The 24,274-nt window shown below is 64.2% G+C and carries 16 protein-coding genes; 5 read left to right on the top strand and 11 right to left on the bottom strand.

Annotation, left to right across the window (positions count from 1 at the left end; all coding sequences use genetic code 11):
• Positions 1–213: 213 nt before the first annotated feature.
• Both epsI and xrtV read right to left on the bottom strand, forming a co-directional pair.
• Positions 214–903 carry an exosortase-associated protein EpsI, V-type gene (gene epsI / locus J3A66_RS15320; protein WP_209569820.1) on the bottom strand — a complete coding sequence of 230 codons (690 nt, stop codon included), beginning with the start codon at positions 901–903 and terminating at the stop codon, positions 214–216.
• Between the two features lie 4 nt (positions 904–907).
• Entirely contained in the window at positions 908–1,801 is an 894-nt protein-coding gene (gene xrtV, locus J3A66_RS15315) for an exosortase V (RefSeq protein ID WP_209569819.1), read from the bottom strand.
• A 400-nt stretch (positions 1,802–2,201) separates the two neighbouring features.
• On the opposite strand from xrtV, the gene J3A66_RS15310 reads away from it, so the two are divergent.
• Positions 2,202–2,753 (top strand): FxDxF family PEP-CTERM protein, encoded by a 552-nt coding sequence (locus tag J3A66_RS15310; protein ID WP_159511226.1) that lies wholly within the window; start codon positions 2,202–2,204, stop codon positions 2,751–2,753.
• Positions 2,754–3,119: 366 nt separating this feature from the next.
• The gene (locus tag J3A66_RS15305; protein ID WP_128082073.1) at positions 3,120–3,545 is read left to right on the top strand and encodes a hypothetical protein; all 426 of its coding nucleotides are present in this window, start codon (positions 3,120–3,122) and stop codon (positions 3,543–3,545) included.
• Between the two features lie 489 nt (positions 3,546–4,034).
• On the opposite strand, the gene J3A66_RS15300 is transcribed toward J3A66_RS15305, so the two are convergent.
• Complete coding sequence (locus tag J3A66_RS15300; protein WP_209569817.1) at positions 4,035–4,913, bottom strand: hypothetical protein; 879 nt, start codon at positions 4,911–4,913, stop codon at positions 4,035–4,037.
• On the bottom strand, positions 4,910–6,181 hold the full coding sequence (locus J3A66_RS15295; protein WP_209569814.1) for a sorbosone dehydrogenase family protein: 1,272 nt from the start codon (positions 6,179–6,181) through the stop codon (positions 4,910–4,912). The genes J3A66_RS15300 and J3A66_RS15295 overlap by 4 nt, the downstream gene beginning before the upstream one ends.
• Positions 6,182–6,427: 246 nt before the next feature.
• Here J3A66_RS15295 and J3A66_RS15290 point away from each other — a divergent pair, with 246 nt between their 5' ends.
• The 3 genes from J3A66_RS15290 to J3A66_RS15280 all read left to right on the top strand — a co-directional run bounded on the left by J3A66_RS15290 (position 6,428) and on the right by J3A66_RS15280 (position 9,947).
• The gene (locus J3A66_RS15290) at positions 6,428–7,921 is read left to right on the top strand and encodes an FAD/NAD(P)-binding protein (protein WP_209569813.1); all 1,494 of its coding nucleotides are present in this window, start codon (positions 6,428–6,430) and stop codon (positions 7,919–7,921) included.
• Positions 7,918–8,847, top strand: a complete 930-nt coding sequence (locus J3A66_RS15285) for a hypothetical protein (protein WP_209569811.1) — start codon at positions 7,918–7,920, stop codon at positions 8,845–8,847. Before J3A66_RS15290 ends, J3A66_RS15285 begins: the two co-directional genes overlap by 4 nt.
• A 107-nt stretch (positions 8,848–8,954) precedes the next feature.
• Positions 8,955–9,947: an SDR family oxidoreductase gene (locus J3A66_RS15280; protein ID WP_245336836.1), complete on the top strand. Its 993-nt coding sequence runs from the start codon at positions 8,955–8,957 to the stop codon at positions 9,945–9,947.
• 59 nt (positions 9,948–10,006) lie between these two features.
• On the opposite strand, the gene J3A66_RS15275 is transcribed toward J3A66_RS15280, so the two are convergent.
• The 7 genes from J3A66_RS15275 to J3A66_RS15245 all read right to left on the bottom strand — a co-directional run bounded on the left by J3A66_RS15275 (position 10,007) and on the right by J3A66_RS15245 (position 24,225).
• The gene (locus J3A66_RS15275) at positions 10,007–12,055 is read right to left on the bottom strand and encodes a beta-galactosidase (RefSeq protein ID WP_245336835.1); all 2,049 of its coding nucleotides are present in this window, start codon (positions 12,053–12,055) and stop codon (positions 10,007–10,009) included.
• 133 nt (positions 12,056–12,188) lie between these two features.
• Positions 12,189–13,745, bottom strand: coding sequence for an alpha-L-fucosidase (locus J3A66_RS15270; protein WP_209569807.1), 1,557 nt, complete (start codon positions 13,743–13,745; stop codon positions 12,189–12,191).
• 21 nt (positions 13,746–13,766) lie between these two features.
• A complete protein-coding gene (locus J3A66_RS15265; RefSeq protein ID WP_348634064.1) occupies positions 13,767–15,317 on the bottom strand; it encodes a beta-xylosidase in 1,551 nt (516 codons plus the stop codon).
• A gap of 159 nt (positions 15,318–15,476) precedes the next feature.
• A complete protein-coding gene (locus J3A66_RS15260) occupies positions 15,477–17,012 on the bottom strand; it encodes a tryptophan halogenase family protein (protein WP_348634063.1) in 1,536 nt (511 codons plus the stop codon).
• Positions 17,009–18,559 carry a tryptophan halogenase family protein gene (locus J3A66_RS15255; RefSeq protein ID WP_209569802.1) on the bottom strand — a complete coding sequence of 517 codons (1,551 nt, stop codon included), beginning with the start codon at positions 18,557–18,559 and terminating at the stop codon, positions 17,009–17,011. Before J3A66_RS15255 ends, J3A66_RS15260 begins: the two co-directional genes overlap by 4 nt.
• Before the next feature lie 55 nt (positions 18,560–18,614).
• Positions 18,615–21,773 carry a TonB-dependent receptor gene (locus tag J3A66_RS15250; RefSeq protein WP_209569800.1) on the bottom strand — a complete coding sequence of 1,053 codons (3,159 nt, stop codon included), beginning with the start codon at positions 21,771–21,773 and terminating at the stop codon, positions 18,615–18,617.
• Between the two features lie 406 nt (positions 21,774–22,179).
• Positions 22,180–24,225 carry a M13 family metallopeptidase gene (locus J3A66_RS15245; protein WP_201302578.1) on the bottom strand — a complete coding sequence of 682 codons (2,046 nt, stop codon included), beginning with the start codon at positions 24,223–24,225 and terminating at the stop codon, positions 22,180–22,182.
• Between the last annotated feature and the right edge of the window lie 49 nt (positions 24,226–24,274).

The raw sequence follows: 24,274 nt of genomic DNA, 5'->3' as shown, positions 1-24,274 counted from the left end.
CCGTATAGAACTGGTTAAGCGTCGTGATTTTTGCGGGGCTTGCGCGTTTTATACCTGCGGCGATCGATGAATGAAAAGCCGGTTGATACGGTGTGGCGCTATTTGCTGTGCGCGCTTAGCAAGTGACGTGGCAATGAGGGCGCTGCCGCTCCCACCATATTATGGTCGCGGCGAGACTTGACGATATATTCAGCGCCTTGCGACCCTCATCGCCTATGCGTTGATCGGGCCAGCGAGAAGTGCGCGGCCGGAGGGGCCGCAGGACTCGAACAATGTTTTCGCAAAGCCCATCATGGTTGCCTCTGCAGCGTTGGCATCCGGATCGATGATCGAAAATCGTATCAACGCCCCATCTGGGATTAGGCCGGCCAGGTTCTGCTTTGCGATGGACCGTCGCTGATCATCCCACGACACCGGGAAACGATTCCCCAGGCGAGTCCAATAAAGAACCTGCTCTGTACGGGTATCGCGCACTGTCGTTAGGAAGCGCCCTGGTGCACTGATGCCTTTGCCCAGTGGAATATCCACGTCTCGTATATCGGTGATCGTAAAACCGGATCCGGGGTAGCAGGACTCAGGACGATGCACCATCAACATGCCGCTCTGCCGATACGCATAGGCGATCAGAAGCATGATGGGCGGAGCGCCATCGGCACCGTAACTGCGCATCAGCTGCTTCTCATAGACGGCTGCCGCTTTTGCTTCATCCTCGGGGGGTAGAACAAAGCTGACATCCGGCACCATCGCCCAAGGGGCTGCTTGCTTTGGAATGGCGTCGTTCAGGTTTCCGGAAGGAATGGCAACGACGAGCTCGGTAGGACGTCGAGCATAGGTGACGCCTGCGGTTATGCCGAAGGCGAGACCCAGGGCAGCTTCTCGTCGGGTAAATCGAGCGATGGTCATGTCGTTACTTTCGGCCCCGACGTGAAACAATAGGATGCAGCACCGCATCCAGTCCCAGCAGCATAAGCAATGCCAGGATAAACATGCCCATGCCAACCAGCTCGTGCGCCAAGCCCTGCGCGGCCTCCTCGGATATGTAATAGGTCATGAGAACCAGTATGATGATCCGTAAAAAGTTTGCCGCGATGGCAAGCGGTATCATCAGCGATATCAGCAATATCGCGTAGCGTGGTGCATTGCCATGCCGAAGATAGACGTAGAAAACACCCAACGCACAAATGCCGATCAGGGAGTTTATCCCGGAACAAGCCGTCGCGACCAGCAACTGATATCCACCAATCTGAATAACCGTTCCGGTACTCCCGATGGGGAGACCAAATGCAGCCAGCAAGTTTACGGAAGCATCGGAGATCAAGTCCTTGATGGGACGCGTGGCGACAAAAACCCAGTTCTCCGGCGGCGTGATGATGAACAGCAGGTACACCAGGGGGAACCACAGCCTCTTGAGTGCCTCCTTACCGAGATAAGTCCATAATAGGACTACGATCACGGTGTAGAGGGACAGGGCCTCGATCGCCAAGATGCTGGTAATACGCCCTACGGAATAGAGAAGCAGCGCGGGGACCAACAGCAAGCCGACAGGAAGGAAGGATTGGCGCTTGGCGACCTCCCACGGCCGCGCCCGCCAGATCAGCCACAGCGCGGAAATGAAGATAATGGGCCCGTGCGCGCCCTGTTCGGTAGACCAGCTGACGGTCGCCAGCCGGCTCACTGTCGGCAGGATGAGGCAGGCCAATCCTATCAGAAGCGGCCACCACCGCGCTGTCCAGCGCGCCAGGCCGCTACCGACGTCAGTCCACGACCCGCTTGGCTGCGGCCGCGCCTCTACCCGTATCACGCATTTCTCCCGACGACCTATGAGCGGTAAAGCTAGCGTCTTTTACCCAATATTCAAAGCCATCGCCACGATCGCCGAGAATGCCATCGCCCGCACCATTGATAGGCCACCCGTATCGCCCCGGGACAAGGCGAGGCCATACCGCCCCTATCAAGCAGCGCGCGCCCATGCGCCGAAACCGCGCTTTCCGGCTGCCTGGGGGCCGGCCCCCAGGAGAGCATAAGGCCTAGCGGTGCTCGAAGCGGAACGTGCCTTCCGGCCCCGTCTGCGACGTAGGAAGGCCGATTGTCCCAAACTTGGACATTATTGAGATCATGGGGAAATCTCAGCGTTATATCGGTTTGCGAATCGCCATGCCCCCCGGTAACAGCTTGTTAAGTATCAAATAGAGGGAACCATCATGAAGCGTCTACTACTCTCGACCATGGCATTCGCATCGGCTTTCGCGATGGCCCCTGCAGCTCACGCAGCGGATTTCGTTCCGGGCAACCCCGAGTTCACCGTAAGCGGTGACATCACGGACGGTACTGTTTCGGCAGACTTCGGTCGTTCGGGCATTGCGTCGGGCATGTTCACGGATACCTTCAACTTCATCATCGATCAGACTGGTCTGGCCAGCGGCACGCTGAGCACGAACACCACGCGTCTGACGAGCTCGACCGATCTCGACATCCTGTCGGTGTTCATCAACGGCTTCGCAGCCACGAAGACCATCGTCGGCAACGCCGAGTTCTTCGAGATCAACAACGTCGCGATCACGTCGGGTGCGACGAACAAGATCGTCGTGAACGGCATGTCGCGTGGCAACGGCTCCTATGCCGGCACCGCAACCTTCGAGCCGACGGCAGCAGTTCCCGAGGCTGGTACCTGGGCGATCATGCTGTTCGGTATAGGCGGCATCGGTGCATCGATGCGCGTTCGTCGTCGCCAGGCGAAGATCGCATTCGCCTAAGCGCATTTCACAGCTGGTCCCAGTGCCCATCTGTGTGAAGGCAGCCGTCAACCTTTCGAGGTTGGCGGCTGTTTTTGTTTAGTCTACGGCGCGGACGGGTCGACGAAAGGATCCATGCGGCGCGACCAGCGCCGTTGATCGTTACTTGGGCAGGCGGGATGGTCCATGCTGCGCCCAAAGGCACAAACCCCGAGATCGCGAACCTGCCTGAATGGATGCCGCCAGTTACTAAGCACAAGGCCTGGTATCGGCACCCATCGGTCGACAACCGCTCCCAGCCACAGAGGCGGCTGCGATTGGCAATGAGCACCCGTGTGCGCCGTTCTGCGATCTCTAGATCCTCAAGTACAGGCGGAGAGCTGTAACATGAGTTTACGGTTGGAGCATGTTACCAAACTTGCGCACAGCAAAGAAGGCCTGAGAGCGGCCTACGCCGCGGGTGTTGATCATCAGCAGAATGGCTGGCTGAGATATCCCCCATGCAAATGGGATCATCCCGCAATTCTGGCTTTTGACGAAAGCGGAACGTGCGTTGGCGGTATCAATTGGGGCGAGGACCATGATGATCGAACGCTCACGATCACGTTCGCGTGGGGTTCGCCTACCGCTCCCGCAGCCTTTGCTGCCGTGCTATCGCGATTTCGGAAAACTCATCTGAACGGTTGGTTCACCGAAATCCACTTCACGATATCGACGCATAACGAAGCCATGCAAAAGGCTGTAAAAGTACTTGGGCTTGTTCCTCGGGCCTTCACCTTTGAGATGCCGGTAAAGGCTATGGCCAGGTCTTGATGGCAAAAAAATGCCCGGCTTGGAAAGCCGGGCATTTTCGAGTTCAGCCGTTATAGGGCTTCACGGTATTCCAATATCGCAAATTGGCTCATGATTTTATTCATGACAGTATTTGCCAGTCATCACTCCTGTGCGTCTTACTATTTCTTGAGTAACACATTGCATTGTGCCGTGCAGAATGCGTCAATTAAAAGAATATAAGAGCACAGGCTGTTGACTGTTTAGCCCCTGATGGGCTTGCCGATTGGCCAGTAGCGCATGTGAATCCCCCTCATTGAAAAAGTGTCTGTCTTTCGACAAGGGGACATATGCAGCAAATTCATTTCGTAATTGCGACTGCAAGCGGTTTAAAGTGCATTAACCGCAAATTGTGAATTTCAATTTGCTGCGCGTATGATGATGCACTGACGCTCTCAGAGCCTTCACCCGTGACAGGGCGCCCTAGCCTCGCCGCCAAAATGGGAGGCGGCAACCGCTTGCGCGCGGAAGTCACCAGGCCATGGTGATCGACAGGGTCGCCAACGGCACGACATCGGCGGTCGTGCCACCGGGAGCGTCGAGCCGGGCCAGATGATGGTCACGGACCACGGCGAGGATTTCGCCCTGCAACGATGCCGCGGCGCCGGCGATCTTGACGGGCTGCGCGACCGCCACCCCGGCGCTGCCATATACCCTGTCGCCGCTGTCCGCTGCATAGAAGCCCCGCCAGCCGACACCGGCCGACACCGGCACCGTGAGCGTCGGACCGTCTTTTGCGCGTGTCAGGGCAAAGGCGGGGGCGATGCCGGCGATCGTGTAAAAACCCCCCTCGCCTTTGCTCCGCTTCGTCACGGCGAAACGCGGCGCGAGAAATCCCACTGCATTATCGCCGGTGTAGAGGATCGTCAGGCTGGCCTCGTGGGTCGTGTTCGCCACCCCGTTGGGGCTGGCCTTGATGGCATAGGCCGCAGCGGTGGAGAGCCCATCGACAGGCCGCCATGCAAGACCGACGATCGTGTTGCTTTCATACCAGCTGCGCGGGCGCGACCGCTCATCGGCGCGCGCCGCGTGAAAGCCGTTCGAGCTTTGCCCGACCAGGAACAGGGCGCCCTGCCCGTCCGCGCGGCGCGTCAGCACGGCGGCACCGCCGACCGAGAGATGGACCGGGACTCTGCCAAGGCCAGCATCATCGTCGTCATAGGCGCCGCGCGCATAATCGCCGTTGCGGACGTCGAGCGTGACGATCGGATGGACCGTCCCATCGCCGACATCGACCTCCGACAGCGTCGCGTCTTCGGTATCGATGAACGGTACGGTCTGCGCCGACACCCGGGACGCGTCCAAACACGCACACATCGCCGCCAGAACGATCAGCGCCTTGGCGGTCACGCGGTGCGTCGCACCAGCCAGACGGTATCCCCGGCATCGTCGACGACGAAGATCGCGCCATCGTCGCGCGTCTGCACGCTCACCGGTCGACCATAGACTTCGCCCGACTTTTCGTTCGCGACGAACCCCGTCAGGAATGGCTGCGGCGCGGCGGTCGGCCTGCCATTGGCAAAGGGGACCGCGAGGACGTCATAGCCGATGAACGCGGACCGGTTCCACGATCCGTGCCGCGCAACATAGGCGACCTGTTGCGCGGCGGACGTTCCCTTGGCGAACGCCACGCCCAGCGCTGCGGCATGGGGCCCCACGGCAACGTCGGGAAGCAACGTCGTCGCCAGCAACTCGCGCTTGGTATTGGCGTGACGCGGATCCTGCTTGCCGTAATAGCTGTAAGGCCATCCATAGAACCCGCCATCGCGAACGCCGACGAGATAGTCGGGCGCGATATCGTCGCCGAGCTGGTCGCGTTCGTTGACCGCAGCCCATAAAGTGTTCGTACCAAGCGCCCAGGCCATGCCGACCGGGTTTCGGAGCCCCGACGCGTAGAGACGCTCGCGCCCGGTACGCAGATCGATCGCGAGGATGGCCGCTCGTCGCTTCTCCTCGTCCATGCCATGCTCGCCGACATTCGAGGCGGAACCGACCGATACGTACAGCGTCCGCGCATCGGGGCTCAGCAACAGGTTGCGCGTCCAGTGATTGTTGTAGCCCCCCGCGGGCAGCGACACGAGCGGCTGCGGGGTTGCGGTCACGCGCGTCTGGCCGGGCGAGAACGGAACGCTGACGACGCCGTCGGTATTGGCGACGTACAGCCGCCCGTTCGCATATTGCATCCCGAACGGCTGGTTGAGCCCCTCGATCAGCACGAAACGCTGTTCCGCGACGCCGTCGCGGTCCGCGTCGCGCAACAGGGTGATACGGTTGGCGCTGAAGCCCGTCGTCTTCGACAGCGCCTGACCGCGTTGAACGTCGGGTTCGGCATCCAGTTTGGGCTTCGTGCGCGCCTCCGCGACCAGCATGTCGCCATTGGGCAGCAGCAGCGCCTGGCGCGGATAGTCCAGACCGCCCGCAAACTTGATGACCTCATACCCCCGCGGCGCCACGGGTTTGCGCCCGTCGGGCCAGCCGATCGTCTTGGGATGGTTGACCACGGACGCAGTCGCATAGGGCTCGGCCTGCGTCTTCAGACCCAGCACCGGCGGTGGGGTCTGGGCCATCGCGCCAGCTGCCAAACCCAATACGCTGACGGCGGCAAGGATCATCCTCATAATGTCTCCCGGAACATGACAAGAGTGTAACCCTCTCACAATCAACGATATCCATGAGGCTGCCAGCGCCGCGGATTATTTTGGCGATGTCGCGACCAATCCCCTCGGCAACAGCCTTGGTCACCACCACGAAGACACCGAACCGCCGCCGGAACGAGCTGCCGCCGACATGACAAAATTTTCATCTGCGTCGTGGCACCATATAGCGCCCGAGCGTTGTCGCCGTTCGTCAGCGAATGGGATATCATGCCGAAAACATTGACTATTATCGGCATGGGGGCCTGTGGCGTTGCCGCCTTCGCCGAAGCCGTCACGCGATTATGCTATGACCCGGGCGACGGATGGATCCTCCATCTGGTCGAGCGGGACGACGAGCTTGCGCGCGGTCTGGCGTTCGGCACGGAACAGCCGGGGCATCGCCTGAACACCGAATCGCGTCTCATGGGGCTCTATGACCGCGAGCCGGGTCATTTCCGGACCTGGCTCGAGGCACGGCGCGCGGCAGCCGGGACTCCGCTCGATCCCGATGGCGTCGAATATCCCGAGCGCCGGGAATATCGCCTCTACATGCAGGAGGTCCTCGACCGGGCGCTCGACCAGGCCCGGCGCGCGGGGATCGACGTCCGGATCCACCATCAGGAAGCGGTCAGCATTGAGGGCGACCATGATGCGGCGACCATCACGTTCTTGGACGGATCGACGATCGTGACAGACGTCGTTCTTCTGACGATCGGCACGCCCGATCCCGACCGGTTCGGCACCCTGAACGGCAAGCCCGGCTATTTCGACTCGCCCTACCCCGCCGATCGCATGACCAGGGGGATCGACAGCGATCAGTCCGTCGTCATCCTCGGCAGCGGTCTTAGCGCGATCGACGCGGTGATGACGCTGCTCGACGAAGGGCACCGCGGACATATCCATCTGATTTCGAAGGAAGGCCTGCTGCCGCGGGTCGAAATTCCCGCACCCGAGACGGGGTATGACCGCCAGCATCTCACGCTTGAAAACGTCCACCGGCATATCCGCGAACGCGGCGCCGCCTTCTCGGTCGTGGACCTGTTCCGCCTCTTCCGCATGGAGGCCGAGACCGCCGCAGGACGCGCGATCGACTGGCAGGCCGAGGATCGCGCCGACGGTGACGCCCGAGCCGCCCTGCTGCACGACATCGCCGCGGCGGACGCCGGCGACGAACCTTTCCAGCGCATATTGACCGCCGCCCGCCATGATTCCACCGCGATCTGGAACCTGTTGCGACCCGCCGACCAGAAACGGTTTGGGCAATGGCTGGCGCCGCATTTCGCCGCGGCGCGCTTCGTCACGCCGATGGTGAACGCGCGGCGCCTCGCCGATGCGATGACGCGCGGGCAGCTCAGCGTCCGCGGGCGGGTCGATGAAACCGTCGCCAGCCCGACCGGCACCGGCTTCGTCGTCCGGTTCACGACAGGCGACACGCTCGAGACGCCGGTCGTCGTCAACGCCACCGGCCAGGCGACCACGCTCGCCGAGATGAAGGAAACTTTGGTCAAGGATCTGCTCGCCAAGGACTGGCTGCAACCACACCCCGTCGGTGGTGCCATCGCACACCGCGCGACCTGCCGGACCATCTCGGCCTCGCGTGACGCACCACGCATTTACGCGCTCGGCCAGTTGCTCAACGGCGAGTTGCGCGACACCAACGCGGTCTGGTTCAACGTCGAGTGCGCAGGCCGCGCGATCGACGATATCCTGCGCCAGCAATGAGCGCGCTCGGCAACATCTCGGCGGCACTGCTGCCGCTTTATGGCGTAATCCTGCTCGCTTGGGGCGTCGGGGCGCGTGTGCCCTGGGCGGCGAAGCTGTTCTCGACCATCCTCGTATTCGGCCTCATCCCGTTGCTGGTTATCGACAAAGTGCTCGGCGCGGAAACGCAGCAGTTGCTGGTGATCCCCCCGCTGATGTTCGCGGTCGCGGCGCTGATGAGCATCCCTGCCTACCGGTTGGCCAAGCGGCTCGGCGACGATTTCGATCCCAAATTGCTGTCGGCGTCCTTCTCGTTCTTCAACGTCGCGTTCTTCGGCGTACCCGTCAGCCAGGCGCTCTTCGGAGAGGTCGGCGTCTCGACGGTGATCTGCGCCTATATCGGCAGCGCGCTGTACGGCGACACGATCGGCTATTTCCTGATCGCGCGGACCAAGGAGGGTACGCGCAAGGCCGCGACCAAGGCGCTGCGCGTGCCCGTCGTCTATGTGATCGTCGGCGCGATCATTGCAAAGTCGGCGGGTGTCACGATGCCCGAGGCGGCGTCGCCCATCCTGTCGGTCGCCGGTACGCTGGTGTCGGTTCTCGGCATGGCGGTCATCGGCCTCAATCTCGCCGAGACCGGTCGCGACGACTGGCGGCCCCGCCTGATGACGCGGATCCTCGGCGTCAGGCAGGCCAGCGGACTCGTGCTGATCGCCACCGCACTTGCGCTCGAGGCCGCGTTCATCGGCATCCTCGCGCCCCGCGACCGCGTCATCGTCGGGCTGATCGCGCTGTTCCCGATCGCGAGCAACGTGACGCTGTTCGCGACCCTGCTCGACACGAACCGCAAGGCCGCAGCCGTCCTCGTCGCACTGTCGAGTGTTGTCTCGCTGGTGCTCGTCCTGCTGGTCGTCGGCCTGTTTCACTCGGCGATACCGACTTAAGAAATGCGCAAAGCACCGCGGTGCGCCCCCTGAAACAATCGCGATAGGATCCGGAACAGACACAGTCACTTGGCGCTTTGGATGTCACGCATCCCGGGAGCTGAACCATGACCGATCCAACACGCCGCACCTTCGTGTCGGGCGCCGCCGTCACCGCGAGCGCGCTCGCCGCGACCACCGTCGCCGCTGCGGCTCAGGGTGGGGGCAAGCCCGCCGCCGCACCGACGCCGGCCGCTGCCGCCTATCCCAAGCCGCCCTACCCCGTCCAGCGTCAGCCCTGGCCGGGTCTTGCGTCGAAGATGACGCCACGGCCCGATCATGGCGAGACGAGCTACAAGGGGTCGGGCAAGCTGACCGGCAAGCGAGCGCTAATCACCGGCGGCGATAGCGGGATCGGGCGTGCCGCGGCGATCGCCTATGCACGCGAGGGCGCGGACGTCGCGATCAACTACCTGCCGGCCGAAGAACCTGACGCGCGCGAGGTCGTTGCGCTGATCCGGGCCGAGGGACGCAAGGCGGTCGCGATTCCCGGCGACCTGCGTGACGAACGCTTCTGCCGCAAGCTGGTGCAACAGGCCGCCGAACAGCTTGGCGGGCTCGACATCCTCGTCAACAATGCCGCGCGCCAGCAGACCCGCCCGGGCATCGCCGATATTTCGAGTCAGGATTTCGACGACACGATGAAGACCAATGTTTACGCGCCATTCTGGCTGACCAAGGCTGCGCTCGAGCGGATGGGTGCGGGCGCGGTGATCGTGAACACCTCGTCGGAACAGGCCGGCAACCCGTCGCCCGACATCGTCGATTATGCACTCACCCGCGCGGCGGTGCTAAACTTCACCAAGAGCATGGCAAAGCAGGTCGCCAGCCGCGGTATCCGCGTCAATGCGGTCGCGCCGGGCCCGTTTTGGACGCCGTTGCAGGTCAGCGGCGGCGCCACGCCTGAAAAGCTGCGCAGCTTCGGCGGCGATTCGCCGATGGCGCGTGCGGGCCAGCCGGCCGAAATCGCCGCGCTCTATGTCGCAGCGGCTGATCCGTCGCTGAGCTATTCTACCGGGCAGATCTTCGGGTCGACCGGCGGCAATGGCCAGCCTGCCTGACGAGTGTTGTCGCGCTGGGGGCTCGAAGCATCAGCCTCGAGCCCCCAGCGCGACGCCCCTTACTCGACCAGGGCGACGCCATAGCCCGCGAGGTCGAGCGCGCCGGGCAGCTTCCGCCCCGTGAGGACGTCGCGGGCCGTACCCGACTTCGCGCCGGGCATCGCCACGCTCAGCGCACCGGGCGTGGTATTAACGTAGAGCGTCCGCCCCTCGACCGTGCGCGCAACCACACCGTCGGGGGTTGCCGGTCCCGTCCGGATCTTCAGCCTGGCGTAGAGCGACCGGATCAGCGGGTCGATCAACCCCGGTTGCGCCGCGGTCGCGAGATAGATCGCCTGCCCCTTGCCGAATGTGTTGACGGTGATCGCCGGGCTCTTGTCGGGCGTGTTCTCGAACCGCGCCAGGACCTTTGCCGTGCTCGGCTCGAGCACCTCGTAATAGGGGTCGGTGCCACTAAGTTCGCGGCCCTCGAAGCGGACGCGCAGCGGCTGTTCGGACCGGTAGAAGGCGTTGGTCCGCAGCCCGAACACGTCGGTCATGCCGCCCGGCAGGGGCGTGCCGAACCATTTCCCCGTCGCATCCACCTTCGCCGAATAGCCCGTCATGACGACCGTGCCGCCGCGCTCGACGTAACCCCGTAGCGCCGCCGCGATCTTCGCATCGACCAGATACGCGCTCGACACGATGACGAGCTTGTAGCTGTCGATCGGGTCGTGGCCGATATCGATCACCGCCGCGTCGATATTGTCCCGGTAGAGCGGCGCAAAGGCCGCCTTCACCGCCGTCGTGTAGTCGGTCTTGAAATATTCGGGTGTGGTGTTCGGCCCCGGCGGCGGGCTGGTCAACCACATCGTGTCGAACGAATAATGCACCGCGACCTGTGGCGGGTCGTAGCGGGGGAAACCCATTTTCTGGAGCTGACGGAACTCGCGCGCGATCTGCGCGAATTCGCCCACCTTCCACGACGGCCGGTCGTCATGGTCGACCAGCCCGAACAACGCCTGCTCCTCTCCGCCGAGATGAGAATTGAAGGTCCAGGCGAGAACCGTCTGTGCATAATGCAGCAGCCCGAAATACGCCCACATCCGCGACCGCCCGGGCGTGCCATAATAGCCCCCGCCACCCGCGGTGAACTCGTTGAACCAGACCGGCGTCTGGTGCCCGGCCCGGTTCATCATGACCTCGAACCCCGCACCGAGCGGGTCGCCGGGATAGAATCCCTGCGCGCCATAGGTCGAGACATCTTCCCAGGAGCGAAGATAATCAAACCCCTTGGTCCCTGCGGTCGGCCAGAAGTTCGACGCGACCGGCAGGTTCGGGGCAAAGCGCTTGCGGATGGATTCGAGGTCCTTCAGCGCGCCGATCGTGTCGTCCGACCAGAAGCGGCGCAGGTCGAGATAGCGCTCATTGGGCCCCGGACCCCGGCCATAGGGCAGGTCGACATGATCCCAGTCACCGATCCGGCGGGACCAGCGCTGCGTCGCCCATGCGGTGTTGAGCGCATCGACCGTCCCGTATTTCTGCTTCAGCCAGACGACGAACCGATCCCGGTCCGCCGCCGAATAGGACATCTGGCCATTGCCGATCTCATTGTCATAGCCCAACGCGATCACCGCGGGATGCTTGGCATAACGCTGCATCATCCGTTCGGCGAGACGACCGGCGAGGCGGCGATAATCGGGGTCGCTGATATTGTCCCAGTAGCGCGAGGCGGCGTTGACCCGCACCCCGTCCTGCGTGACGATATCGACGCCGGGATAGCGCTTGTGCAGCCAGATCGGTGCCGGCTGGCCCGGAATGTCGACGATGACCCGGATGCCCGCCGCCTGCATCTGACGCAGCACATCGTCGAAGCGCTCGAAGGTGAACCGCCCCTCTTCGGGTTCGAAATAGTCCCAGGCCAGATCCCCCATCCGGACCATGTTGAACCCGGCCGCCTTCATCACCGCGATATCGCTGGTGATCTGCGCCGGGCTGCGGTCGACGGGCTGATAACAGGTGCCGACGAACAGCTGCCCCTTGCCGGGCCAGCCGGGATGGCCGGCGGCGCTCTGCGCACCCGCTGGGGCCGCGAGCAGCGCCGGCGCCGCCGTTGCAAGGGTCAACATCAGGGCAATGGATTGCGCGCGGCGGCGTAACATGGAGATGGTCGTCCTTATCGAAGCGGTGGCCCCCGTCTGGGGGCGCCGGTACTGGGCCAAGCTGGCGAATGGGTGGATTGGTGACGCGGGGACCTGACGCTCAGGCAAAGTCGATCCGGAACGCGCTGGCGTGGCGGGTCGGGAGTGTCGCGGGCACGTCGATCACCAGCGCCTGCCCGGTCTGACGAAAGCGGATCGGCCCGCGATGGCCGAGCAGGCGGACCGCCCGCACCGCGCGCGGCTCGTTCGGGTTGCCAAGCGCCAGCGCGGCGATCGCCACGGTCCCCGCAGGCTCCCCGAGCGTGATCGCGAACAGTTGGTCCTTCTTGGTCGTGAACCGGATATCGCGCGGCGTGTAATCCGCTTTTTCCGAGAACATGCCCGCGGCGGTTTCGGTCGGCCCCTCTCCGAAGATCTTCCAGGGCCGCGTGCCGTGGATCGCCGGCGCGTTGACCGCCATCCACGGCGCCAGTTCGGCGAGCAACGTCTCCGACTCCGGCGGCAGGCTGCCATCGGGGTACATCACGACGTTGAGCAACATGTTGCCGTTCTTGCTCACAATATCGGCGAGCATCGTGACGATCTGGCTGGTCGTCTTGTAGGGGTGGCGGTCATTGAAGAACCAGTCGCCATTCGACGTATCGGTCTGCCACGGCAGCGCGTTGATGCCCTTGAGCACCCCGCGCTCGACATCCTCGACCGACGCCTCGCGATGGAATTCCCCCGACCCCGAATTCTTGCAGGTATAGACCGCGTCGAGCCGGCCGCGCCGCGCGATGCTGCCATTGTAGAGATGCGCGACAAGGGCGCGGCCTACGGCCCCGAACGGCAGCCCGCCATCCGAGTAGAGCAGGTCGGGCTGATAGTTGTCGACCAGATCGACGATCCGGTCGAACCAGTGCCGCTGATAGGCGGCGTTCGTGGTGTACCAGGAGGCCGGCGTGTTGCGGTAGGGCTCGTTACGATTGCCGTGATAGAGATCCGCGTTGGCGGGATCGGCACCGTCATAGTCCAGCCCGAGCTTCGGCCAGAACTGATCGTACATCTGGTTCGGATACCACCAGGTATAGCTCGCAGCGAGATGTTCGGACACGCCGAAGCGCAACCCGCGCCGGGTGGCCGCGGCCTTCCATTCCCCCACCACGTCGCGCTTCGGCCCCATCGCCACCGCATTCCAGCGCTGATGCTTGGAACGCCAGAGGTCGAAATTGTCGTGATGCACCGCCATCGAGACGAAGTATTTGGCGCCCGCGGCGGCATATTTGTCCATCAGCGCGTCCGGATCGAACCGGTCCGCGGTCCATAACGGCAGCAGGTCCTTATAGCCGTGCTCCGACGGATGGCCGTAGGTCTTGAGATGATGCTCGTAATGCGGGTGGCCGGGGACATACATGAAGCGGGCGTACCAGTCGCCTTGGCGGGGTACGGCCTGCGGGCCCCAATGCGCCCAGATCCCGAACTTCGCGTCACGAAACCAGTCGGGCGTCTGATAGGTCTTGAGCGAGGCCACCGACGCATCGAAGCGTCCCGCGGGGATTGCCGGGCCGCCGCGTGCTGCGCCTGCCGGAGCCGCCGCAGCCCCCAGCCGCGCCGCGCCGACCCCCAAGGCGCCGAGCAGCGGTGCGGCCAGCACGTCGCGCTTGCTAAATCCCGCCATGTCTTCTCCCCTTTTGCCCGATTATTGTTCGATGCCCGCGGTGCCTGCGGGTTCCAGCGTGACGAGCGCGATGTCGTTGCTGCGCATCGGTACCGTGACGCGCGTCGATCCGCTGCGACCGACCCGGACGGTCCGCGCCTGTTCGGGCAGGTCCTGCGTGGCCTGCTCGAGCCCCTTGCGCTGCGCGGCATCGAGCGACGCGGGCATGCCCATGTCGATATAGAGCGAGAGCGGGTCGTTCCGGCGATAACCGGTCCGGCGGATGGTCAGCCGGTACGTCCCCGCGGGCACGTGATCGAAGGTCAGCGCGATCGGCCGGGCCGCGACCGCGGGCACCTGCCGGGTGTAGAAGGGCTTGTTGCTCAGCGTCTGGACCGGCTGTTGCCAGTCCCAGACCACGGCCGCGATCCGCTGACCATCGGCGGCGGCGAGCACCGTGTCATCCGCCACGGGTATCGCGCGGCCCTTCAACGCGTTCAGATATTTATACGCGAACCAGGCCGGCTTGCGGATACCTTCGCGGTTCATCAACCCGAACCCGCCATGAAAGGGCGTCGGGGGCGGCCCCGGCTCCTCGAACAGGTCGGTATAGGTCCAGTAGCTCATACCCTGCGCATAGGCCCGCGACTGCTTCAGCTTGGTCAGGATGTACGGCGCGCTGATATAGCTGTCGTGGACGAAGTCGCGCGGCGTGTAGCTCGTGCTCCATTCGGTGAAGTAGAGCGGCAGCCCCGGATAGGCCGACGCCTCGATCTGCTCGCGAACGCGGCGCACGTCGCCGACCACCGCGTCGGGCGACGCCGACAGCTTGGTGTCCTGCTTGCCCTCCTCGTCGAGGAATCCGCCCTCGACGCCATAGGTGTGTGTCGTCACGAAATCGATCGGCACGGCGTTCCGCTTTGTAAAGGCGAGCAGCTCGGGCACCCAGGCCGCGCCCGCGGTCGATGGCCCGCCGACCCGCAACGCCGGATCGATCGCCTTGATCGTCCGCGCGGTGTCCGCATAGAGATCGAAATAGGCTTTCTGATCGGCCTTTTCCCAGAACCCGTCGAGATTGGGCTCGTTCCAGACCTCGAAATACCAGCGGCGAACCTCGTCGGCGCCATAACGCTGCCGAACATGGCGGACATAGGCATCGATCAGCCCGCGCCACAAAGCCGGATCGGGATGCGAGGTATTGCCCTTCCAGTAGAAGATCGTCTGCTCCGACGTCCGCATCGCATTGGGCGTGAAGCCGAGCTCGACGAAAGGCCGGATCTTCTTCGCCAGCAGCGCATCATAGAGCTGGTCGATCTTCGTCCAGTCATAGACGATCCCCGCATCCGTCTTGCGCACCGTGCCGAGGACATCGTGGAAGATGTCGTGGAAGCGGATGTAGCGGAAGCCGAGCTCGTCGACCGCGGTCTTGAGCTGCGCCTGGCTGTCGCTGCGGATCAGCGTGCCCGGGAAATCCGAGCCGATCGACAGGTCGAAGGATCGATCGACCGGACCTGCCGCCTTGGCGGCATCGATGACGACGCGGCGTTCGCCCCCACGGGCAACGGGTGCCGCTGCAGCCGGCAGAGTGCTCAACGCTACGACTATTGACGCAGTCATTCCCGCGCTCGACGCCCACCGCATACCCGCTCCCGTTCTTATACGAATTGCCATGATGGTAGCGCGATCAGGCGGAAGGGCAAGCTTTGTCCGACAAATAAGCTTTTTAGAGGGCGCCGATGCGTGCGGATCTCGTCATGCCGCGGTCCGCAGCGGTGCCGCACAATGTCGGGCGATGAAGTCGGCGTGGCGCGGCATCGCCTCGGCGGTCTTGGCGACCATTTCCCGCACATGGTCGAGGAACAGGGCGCTCTCCGCCACCGGCAGTCCCGCGGTCAGCGGATCGACCGACGCCGGCCAGATGCCCTGCCCGAGCAGGACCGCAATCCAGCTGTCGGGGGTGAACAATTCGCCCTGTTCGCGAAAGATCCGCGCCCGGCCCGCCCAGAGATCGAGCTTGGCCTGCAGCGACGGCGGCAGCGTCATGCTCTGGCAATGCCGCCAGAACGCCGAATCCGTCCGCGTCGTCGCATGGTAGTGAAGGATGATGAAGTCGCGGACCTGATCATACTCCCTGAGCATCTGCCGGTTATATTCGGCGATCTCGACCGCGCTGAATCCGGTATCGGGAAACAGGCTCATCAGCCGCGCGATGCCCGACTGGATCAGATGGATGCTCGTCGATTCCAGCGGCTCGAGAAAGCCGCCGGCGAGCCCGATCGCGACGCAATTGCGCTCCCACAGCCGGTCGCGCCGCCCCGCGACGAACCGCAACTGGCGCGGATCGGCGAGCGGCGGGCCGTCCAGTCCGCCCAGCAGCACGCGCAGCGCGGTCTCGTCGTCGACATGGTCGCTGGCATAGACATGGCCGTTGCCGACGCGGTGCTGGAGCGGGATCCGCCAGCGCCAGCCGGCGGCTTCGGCGGTCGCGCGCGTATGCGGCGCCGGCGCATCGCGGGGCGCACTCGGCACCGCCCAGGCACGATCGCATGGCAACCAGTGCTGCCAGCTCGTAAACCCGACGTCCATCGCGTCGCCGAGCAGCAGCGATCGAAACCCGCTGCAATCGATGAACAGGTCCCCGTTGATCGCACGCCCGTCCGCGAGCCGGACCGCTTCGATGAAGCCGGTCCCGGCCCGCCGATCGACCGCCACCACGCGCCCCTCGATCCGCACCACCCCCGCCGCCTCGGCACGGTCGCGCAGATATCTGGCATAGAGCGCGGCATCGAAGTGGAAGGCATAGGACAGCGTCGACAGGACCGATTGCGGATTGGCCGATGGTCGCGTGAAACGCTCATTGCGCGCCGCGACCGTGGACAGGCAATAGTCGCCGATAGGCCCCGGCATGCCGGGTTGCGCGAGGCCGGCCTGACGCAGCCAAAGCTGATGGAAAGCCACCCCCTCGACGTCGCGGCCATGCGTGCCGAACGGATGGAAATACGCGTCGCCCAGCCGCCCCCAGTCGCGAAACTCGATCCCCAGCTTGAACGTCGCCCCCGTCGCGCGGACGAACTCGTCCTCGTCGATGCCGAGCATCCGGTTATAGTCGAGCAGCGAGGGGATCGTCGCCTCGCCGACGCCGACCGTGCCGATCTCCTCGGATTCAACCAGCGTCACCGCGACGCCGCTCTCGACCAGCCGCGCCATCGCGGCGGCGGTCATCCATCCCGCCGTTCCCCCGCCGACGATGACGATCCGGGTGATGCGGGCCGGGCCGGGATCCGTCACGCCGCCGCTCGCGCACCGAAATGATGGTGCTGCGCATAGGCGACCAGATCGCGGTTCGACGGCAGGTTGCGGACCGCATAGTCGGCCTGACGCCGGACCTCGGCAAACGCACGCCGCGCATCCTCGGCATAGCGCAGCGCGCCGGCCTTTGCGCTCAGGTCGGTTTTCCAGCCCATGCCGTACAGGACATATTGCCAGCTGGCGTCGGTGAAGATGTCGACCTGCCCGTCGATGTCGAGCTCGTTGGGTGGCCGGAACCGCCACCGGTCGAGCAGCTCGAGCAGGCTGTCGGGGATCGAGGCGTCGGCCACGTTGTCGCGCCAGAACGCCGTGTCGCGCCGTTCCGAAATGCAGTAGTGCAGCTTGATGAAATCGAGCGCGCGCTCGTAGCGGCGCAGCATGTTGGCGTTGAACTGGCGCGCCGACGTCTCGTAGTCGCCGCCCCAGGGGAACAGGTTCGCGATCATCCCCGCCGAAACCTCTGCAAAGGCGATCCCCGTTGCCTCGAGCGGCTCGAAAAACCCGCTCGACAACCCCACCGCGACGCAGTTCTTGACCCAGTTGACCTCGCGGTACCCCGCATCGAACTTGAAATGGCGCACCTCGGCCTTGTCGCCGCCCGCGCCCAGATAGCCGCGGAGCACGCGTTCGGCGGTCTCGTCGTCGCTATGGTCGGATGAGTAGACGTGCCCGATGCCACGCCTGCGATCGAGCCCGATGTCCCAGATCCAGCCCGACTCCTGCGCGGTCGAAATCGTATAGGACGCGATCGGATCGCCGGGCTTTGCATAGGGCAGCTGCGCGGCGATCGCGCGGTTGCAGAACAGCACGTCGCGGCACGACCGGAACGGCACCTTCATCGCCTTGCCGATCAGCTCTGCGCGAAAGCCCGTGCAATCGATATAGAGATCGGCGTCGAGTATCCCGTTCCGCTCGGTGCGCACCCCGCCGATCGCACCATCTTCCGCGAGCAGCACCTCGGAGACGGTGTCGGTCAGATGCCGGACACCGTTCCTGACCGCATGCTCGCGCAACAGCCCGGCGAGCGCCACCGCATCGAAGTGAAACGCATAGTTGAGCGGGCCGACATAATCGGGGTTGGTCGCCAGCTTGGGCGCGCGCATCGCATCCGCGGCCTTTTTCTGCGGATTGGAGACCTCGTCCCAATTCTCCGCGCCGCCATGCCCCAGCAGCCAATAGGGCAGCAGGTCGAGGCCGTCGCTCGCATCGGCGACCTGGAACGGGTGTGAGTAATGATCGGGGCGGCCCTGCCCGGGCGCGTGGCGCCAATGGACGAACTTCGCCCCCTGCTTGAACGTCGCGCCGCATCGCCGGATCAGCTCGGCCTCGTCGATGCCGATCGTCGCCAACGTCCGCCGGATCGTCGGGAAGGTCCCTTCCCCCACGCCGAGGATGCCGATGTCCTGCGATTCGACCAGTGTGATCGAGACCCCGCCCGCCAGATCGGCGCCGAGCCGTTTCGCCAGATAACCCGCGGTCAGCCAGCCGGCGGTACCGCCGCCAACGATCAGGATCCTCTTCCGCATCACGCGCTCCGCTCCGTCCCCTGCCGACAGCGCGTCGACAGGGGACGCATCATCGTCAGAAGGCGAGGTTTATGCCAGTGCTGATACGGCGATCGGCCTGGAACCAGCTGCGCCCGACCAGCTTGCCGCCAGGATAGCCGCCCATCAGCGTCCGCTGAGTCGCGGCGGTCAGGTTGGTCCCCTGCACGCCGAACGAGAACTGGTCGTTCACCTTGAACCGCACACCCGCATCGACCGAGCCATAATTGCCGCCATAGATCGGCAAGGCGATCTGCGTCGACGCATCGAGGCCGCCATCCTGATTGGTCACGACACCCGGCGCGCTGTAATAGGTATAGGTGCCGTTCGTGCCGTTGCTGTTCGTCGACAGCAGATAGCGCGAGCGCCAGGAATAGGCGACGCGCAACGAGATCGGGCTGCGCTCGTACAGCAGCGTCGCGTTCAGATTGTGCTTCGACAACCCGACCAGCGGCGCGTCGTTGCGAGCGGCGCCGGTGATGTCGCGATAGACATCGCCTGGATTGCTGCTCTTGATGAAGGTGTAGTTGCCCTCGAACCCGATCCCGGCAAGCGCACCGGGCAGCATGTCGAGGAAGAAGCGGCCACCGGCCTCGACGCCCTTGACGGTCGCCGCCTTGGTCGAATTGACATAGTCGGTCGCCGATGCCGCCACATTCTCGGTCGTCCCGTCGGTGAACTGGATCGTGACCTGCCGGCTGGTCAGCGCATAGATCGGCAGGTTGGTCAGCCGTTTGTAGAACGGGGCCAGATGGAAGGACGTGCCCGCCCGCCCGTAATATTCGAGCGAGAGGTCGACATTGTTCGACAGCGTCGGCTTCAGCAACGGATTGCCCGTGTCCGCGGTGAAGTTGTTGAACGTCCCGATCCCGCCGGGTGTCTGGCTGGGGGTCGTCGCGACGCCGATCGAACCCGATGCGCGCAGTGCGTTGAAGCTCGGCAGATCCATCGTGATGTTGTAGCCGCCGCGAACCTTGATCCGGTCGGTCGGCGAATATTCGAGATTGATCGACGGCAGCACGCGCGTGAAGTCCGCCTTGCCGCCGCGGGCGAGGAACGTGTTCGCCAGCGTCACCTGCGCGCCGTCGCGGATGAAGACGGTCCCGCCATTCTGCTGGATGAACCCGCTGCCTTCATTCTCGATATGCACGACACGCACGCCGACGTTACCGGAAATGCCGCGTGCGCCTTCCTCGGGCCCGAAGCGGAGCAGTGCATAGCCCGCGATATTCTCGGTACGATTGTTGACCTGATCGCCCGGCAGGACGAACCCGACAGGGCGGATCGCCAGCGTGCCGTCGGGGTTAAACTGGCCGCCATAGCCGGTGACCGGGAGCTGCCCCTTGGACGAGCAATTGCTATAGAGAGGGCTGGCCACGTTCGGTGTCGCGGGGTTGTTGTCGTCGTCAACGGTCGCAGGGCCGCAGAAGCCGGCGGGCGGTGCAGTCACCAGCCCGGTGCGATTTTCGTTGAAGCGCGACGCCAGATCCTCCGACGCGAACATCAGGTTGCCCGGCAGCGTCGTGTTGCCGCGGAAGAAGTCCTTGAATGCGTGGCTGGCGACGTCGCCCGACGCTGCATTGGCATAGGTCAGCTGCGGATCACCGTTCCAGCCGCGACCCAGCGCGGTCCAGTTATAGCCGTTCGACAGATCGCGCTCGGTCCGCTTGGCATAGCGGCCGCCGACCTTGACCGACCGGAAGAAGCTGTTGTCGAACGTATATTCGGCATCGAGCTGCCCTGAATCGAGCCGCCCCTTGTTCCGTTCGTTGTGCGGCATCGACGCCGTCCAGAAATAATTGGCCGGATCGGCGAACGACGCCTGCGTCGCAGGACTGACGGTGATCTGCGGCAGGTCGCCCGTCAGGTCCATGCCGAAGCTCTGGCCGAAACCGACGTCGCGGAAGATGTCGAGGCGATCATAGATCTGCCGCGAATCGACGCGCTGCAGCGATCCCTTCAGCGACACATGGCTGTCTGTCGGCGCCCAGACGAACGACAGCGAATAATCGCGCGTCCGCGTGTTGCTCTCGACGAACCCCTTGTTGCCGCTGCTGTTGACCGCCCCACCCGTCGGGGCAAACGTCGCCGTGTCGCGGTTGAACAGCGCGCTCGTCTTGGTGAGCAGGCCGTTGCTGTCGAACGAGCTGCTCGCCGGATCGACCGCCAGAGTCTGCGAATCCAGCTGCGTGCCGTAATCGCTCGACTGGCTCTTGTAGCGCGACTGGAAGAAGCTGCCGGTGAAGGTCAGCGATTCGGCCGGCTGCCACTGCGCCGCGCCATAGATGCCGTAGCGCTTGTACTGAAACGCCTCGTCGCCATAGGCGAAGCCGCTGGGGACGTACCGCTCGTTGCCATCGCTGAGCTTGGTCTTGAAATACGGGCTGACGCGGATGAACTGCGACAGCGAGCTGAACTGGCTGAACGCGACGTCGCCGAGCAGGCCGATCCGGCCGATCGGCGTATCGAACGAATCGGTGATCAGCACCGACCCCGACGGATCCGCCTTGTTCGCCATGTCGCCGAGCGCGAGTTCGCCGGTGCCAGCAATGTGGAACTTGCCGTTGAAGTCGAACGGCATCTTTGTGCGCAGGTCGATCTGGCCGCCGGTGCCGCCCTCGATCAGGTCGGCCGTCGATGCCTTGTAGACGTCGACCGCCGCCATCAGTTCGGGCGTGACGTCGCTCCACAGGATTGCGCGGCCGTTGTTCGCGCTGAAGATCTCGCGGCCGTTCAGGCGTGACGCGACGCCCGTCAGGCCACGGACCTGAACGCCCGACCCCTGCACCGAATAATGGTCGGGATCGCCGAGTGCGGCAAAACGGACGATCGAGACGCCCGAGACGCGCTGCAGGACTTCGGTGATCGAGTTGTCGGGCAGCTTGCCGGCATCATCGGCGACGACCGAGTCGACGATCGTCTCGCTGCGACGCTTGCGCTCGTCGGCAGCCTCGAGCGCGGCGCGACGGCCGGTGATGACGATATCACCGTCCCCGGCCGCATCGGCCGCGGGTTGACCGACCTCCTGTCCCGGCGTCGCGGCCTGGGTCGTGTCGGGCGACACGGTCTGCGTTTCCGCCTGCGCCCATGCAGCGCTGCCCGCGCCTGCTGCCAGCAGCGCCGCAAGCGACACACCGACCCGCATCGCGATCGCTACACGCCCACGTGGCCCCGAATTCAGAACGACCGCCTTCATAACCCCTCCCCATGCCGCAGCGCATCAGACGCACCACATCAGCAACGGCGCATCTGTAAACGAATGCTACCGCTACCGCCGTTAGGCTGATCTGATTTAGAAGACAATAGAGACAAAGCGAGGATGTGAGACTTAAACGAAAGCAATCAAATCATAAATTGATTTTGTTAAATTTAAGCAAACCGGTAGCTGCGAGCCGACTGTTGCGACACGAGTGCTTACCTTTGTTGCTGAGCGCCCGCCGGCCCGTCAGGCATGCCCGGTCCCGTATCCACTGGCCTCGTCGGGCGCAACGGCCTTCGGGTCGCAGTCGGCCGCTATCTCGGATAGCGATATCACGGCCGGGTCGCGCGTGGTGCGCACAAGACAATCGGGGCGTGTGGCTGGCCACACGCCCCGCGAGATGTCACCAGATATGGACGCGGTCGCCGGGCGCTAGATACAGCGCGTCACCGGGCTTGACCCCGAACGCCATATACCAGGCATCGACGTTACGGACGATCCCGTTGACGCGGTAGAAGGGCGGCGAGTGCGGATCGGTGAGCAGCCGCGCGCGCGCTGCGCCCTCACGCAGCTTCGCCTGCCACGCTTGCGCATAAGCGAGGAAGAAGCGCTGGTCGCCGGTCAGCCCGTCGATCACGGGCGCCTTGCCATGCTCCGCCTGGTACTTCTGATACGCGGCGTAGGCAGTCTCGACGCCGCCCAGATCGCCAATATTCTCGCCCAGCGTCAACGCACCCTTCACGCGGACACCCGGGATCGGCTCATAGGCATCAAACTGCTTCGACAGCGCAGCGGTGCGCTGCGTGAAGGCGGTGCGAGCCGCCGGCGTCCACCAATTCTCGAACTTGCCCGTCGCGCTGAACTGGCTGCCCTGGTCGTCGAAACCATGCCCCATCTCATGCCCGATGATCGCGCCGATCGCGCCGTAATTGACCGCCGCATCCGCCTTGGGATCGAAATAGGGTGGCTGCAGGATCGCCGCGGGGAAGGTGATCTGGTTATTGAGCGGGTCGTAATAGGCGTTCACCGTCTGCGGCGTCATGCCCCAGAGCGTGCGATCGACGGGCTTGCCGAGCCGCGAGAGGTCGAGCTGATGCTGGAATTCGCCCGCACGCATCGCATTGCCGACCGGATCGCCGCGGACGACGTTGAGCGATGAATAGTCGATATATTTGACCGGATGGCCGATCCGCGGATCGAACGCGGCGAGCTTGGCCAGCGCCTGGGTCTTGGTCGCGCCATCCATCCAGCTGTTCGCGGTGATGCGCTCCTTGTACGCCGCGCGCAGGTTGGCGATCAGCTCGCCCATCTTCGCTTCGCTCTCGGGCGGGTAATGCCGCTTCACATAGACTTCGCCGACGGCCTCACCCATGGTGCCGTTGACCAGCGCGATGCCGCGCTTCCACCGCGCGCGTTGCTCCGGCTGATCGGCCAGCGTCTTGCCGTAGAAATCGAACGTCGCCTGATCGAACGCCTTGGGCAGCGCACCGGCGCTTGCCGAGGCGAGGCGGAACTTCATCCAGTCCTGCCACGTCGACACGGGCGTCGCGGCAAAGATCTTGCCGAGCTCGGTCAGCGCGGTTGAGTTGGTCATGTAGACGACCGGGAATTGGGCATAGCCCGCGGTCGACAGCAGCAGCGGCCAGTCGAAATCGGGGGCCAGCGCCTTGCGGCCCGCCGCATCCATCGGCTTCAGCATCGCCTGCAGGTCGCGCGACTGGACCGGCGACCACTGGACCTTGGCCATCGCGGTTTCGAGCGCGACGATCCGGTCCGCCCTGGCCGACGCATCCGTCACCCCCGACAGCGTAAGCATCTTCTCGACATAGGCGCGATACGCCGTGCGGAAGGTGTCGTATTTGGCGCCCTGCTCGAGATAATAGTCGCGGCCGCCCATGCCGAGCGACCCCTGCCCTGCGGCCACCGCGTAGCGCTTCGGATCGGCGGGATCGGGCAGCTGCCCGACCTCGACCGGCGACGCATAGCCGACCGTCGAGAACAAGGTCTGGAGCTTCTGCTTGTCGGTCGCGGCGTCGATCTTGGCGAAATAGGGCTTGAGCGGTGCGGCGCCGGCGCGCTCGATCGCGGCCTCGTCCATGAAACTCGCATAGAGATCACCGAACTGCTTCGCCCCGGCGCCGACCGCGGCGGGATCGCGCGCGGCATCGTCGAGAATCGCGCGGACCTGCTGCTCGGCCTGATCCGCCAGGATCACGCTGCCGCCCGCAGACGTGCGATCCGGTGCAATGGTGGTGCGCTTGTCCCAGGCGCCATTGGCGTGCGTCCAGAAATCGTCACCAGGCTTCACGGCCTTGTCGGCAGCGGTCAGGTCGATCCCGAAGCTGCCATAGCGTGCGCCGGCCGGTGTGCCGGTCTGGGCCAGACCAGGTGCGGACAGGGCAAGCAGCGCCACCCCCAGCGACAGACGCGAAATACGATTGAACGGCATCATAGCTCCTCCAGAAAACCGGGGTTGGATCCCCGAAATGATATGAACG

The organism is Sphingomonas sp. PvP018 (assembly GCF_017876865.1).
Taxonomy (GTDB): Bacteria; Pseudomonadota; Alphaproteobacteria; order Sphingomonadales; family Sphingomonadaceae; genus Sphingomonas; species Sphingomonas aerolata.
This window is presented reverse-complemented; position numbering and strand designations above follow the sequence as displayed.

Coding starts and splice junctions, on each gene's coding strand:
- J3A66_RS15285 (WP_209569811.1), top strand. CDS start 7,918: ATGAGCGCGCTCGGCAACATCTCGGCGGCACTGCTGCCGCTTTATGGC.
- J3A66_RS15245 (WP_201302578.1), bottom strand. CDS start 24,225: ATGCCGTTCAATCGTATTTCGCGTCTGTCGCTGGGGGTGGCGCTGCTT.
- J3A66_RS15310 (WP_159511226.1), top strand. CDS start 2,202: ATGAAGCGTCTACTACTCTCGACCATGGCATTCGCATCGGCTTTCGCG.
- J3A66_RS15305 (WP_128082073.1), top strand. CDS start 3,120: ATGAGTTTACGGTTGGAGCATGTTACCAAACTTGCGCACAGCAAAGAA.
- epsI (WP_209569820.1), bottom strand. CDS start 903: ATGACCATCGCTCGATTTACCCGACGAGAAGCTGCCCTGGGTCTCGCC.
- J3A66_RS15270 (WP_209569807.1), bottom strand. CDS start 13,745: ATGGCGGGATTTAGCAAGCGCGACGTGCTGGCCGCACCGCTGCTCGGC.
- J3A66_RS15255 (WP_209569802.1), bottom strand. CDS start 18,559: ATGCGGAAGAGGATCCTGATCGTTGGCGGCGGTACCGCCGGCTGGCTG.
- J3A66_RS15280 (WP_245336836.1), top strand. CDS start 8,955: ATGACCGATCCAACACGCCGCACCTTCGTGTCGGGCGCCGCCGTCACC.
- J3A66_RS15290 (WP_209569813.1), top strand. CDS start 6,428: ATGCCGAAAACATTGACTATTATCGGCATGGGGGCCTGTGGCGTTGCC.
- J3A66_RS15275 (WP_245336835.1), bottom strand. CDS start 12,055: ATGTTGACCCTTGCAACGGCGGCGCCGGCGCTGCTCGCGGCCCCAGCG.
- J3A66_RS15295 (WP_209569814.1), bottom strand. CDS start 6,181: ATGAGGATGATCCTTGCCGCCGTCAGCGTATTGGGTTTGGCAGCTGGC.
- J3A66_RS15250 (WP_209569800.1), bottom strand. CDS start 21,773: ATGAAGGCGGTCGTTCTGAATTCGGGGCCACGTGGGCGTGTAGCGATC.